1 protein-coding gene is annotated in these 1,123 nt (G+C 46.8%); it reads left to right on the forward strand.

Annotated elements, in window-relative coordinates; all coding sequences use genetic code 11:
* Positions 1-120: 120 nt before the first annotated feature.
* On the forward strand, positions 121-1,080 hold the full coding sequence (locus tag J2X05_RS21120; RefSeq protein ID WP_310076423.1) for an IS110 family RNA-guided transposase: 960 nt from the start codon (positions 121-123) through the stop codon (positions 1,078-1,080).
* Positions 1,081-1,123: the final 43 nt, after the last annotated feature.

Genomic DNA, 1,123 nt, shown 5'->3' on the forward strand with positions numbered 1-1,123 from the left:
CCCGATGGAACGCCGGAACCGAATAATCGAGTCCGTTAACAAGCGTGGGCGCCTTGCTGATTCTACTTTTAACTCGAACAGTCGAATGGGTCTTGAACCCGAATGTAGCAAGGGTGAGTTATGAATACAACTACCGCAGCACACATTGATCGCAGTGAACGAAACGTAGGAATCGATATTGGTAAAAGCATGCTGGATGTGTGCATTTTCGAACTCGATATTTATTTGCAGTACCCCAATACAGAGGAAGGGATTCGGGAATTAATCAAAAAGCTATCGCGTTACAACCTGACGCGCATCCTTGTTGAAGCAACCGGTGGTTATGAACGCAGGTTGGTAGAAGCCTGTGCTGAAAAAGAGTTGCCGCTCATTATTGTACAGCCCGCACAGGTACGCCAATTCGCCAACGCCCTCGGCATAAATGCCAAAACGGACAAAATAGATTCGCGTGCAATCGCCCAATTTGGTGCCGTAATCAAACCGGAAGCCAGACCATTAAACAATAAAAAAATCAGGTATATCAGGGATTTACTTTCACGCAAGCGCCAGCTGAATGAGATGCGAACTCAAGAATTAAACCGTCAGCACAAAGCGCCAGCGATTCTTGCAGCAACGCATAAACGCTTATTGAAAGTGCTTGATAAAGAAATAGAAAGTGTTAACAAATTGCTCGCCAAAGCGGTGAGCGAAGTCAGTGAATGGCAGCGCACTTATGAAATTCTAAGTTCAGTGCCTGGCGTAGGTGATGGAGTCACGTTTACGTTGCTGGGCGAGTTACCAGAACTAGGTCAACTATCGCCACGCAAAATTGCAGCGCTTTCCGGGCTTGCACCATACAATCGCGACAGCGGTATTATGAAGGGCCGACGTAGAATCAAAGGCGGCCGCGCACCCATTCGCACGGTGTTATACATGGCGATGCTGAGCGCGATTCAGTGCAATCCGATCATGAAGAAATTTTATAAGAAGCTCGTTGAGCAGGGTAAGCACAAGAAAGTTGCGCTTACGGCCTGCATGCGAAAGATGATGACGATTTTAAATGCCATGGTGCGGGATAATTGCGAGTGGCAAGCAAGCTAAATTTGCGTTACAGGTATTGATTTTTTACCACAGTCGCTTGTTA

Source organism: Cellvibrio fibrivorans (assembly GCF_031457055.1).
Lineage (GTDB): Bacteria > Pseudomonadota > Gammaproteobacteria > Pseudomonadales > Cellvibrionaceae > Cellvibrio > Cellvibrio fibrivorans.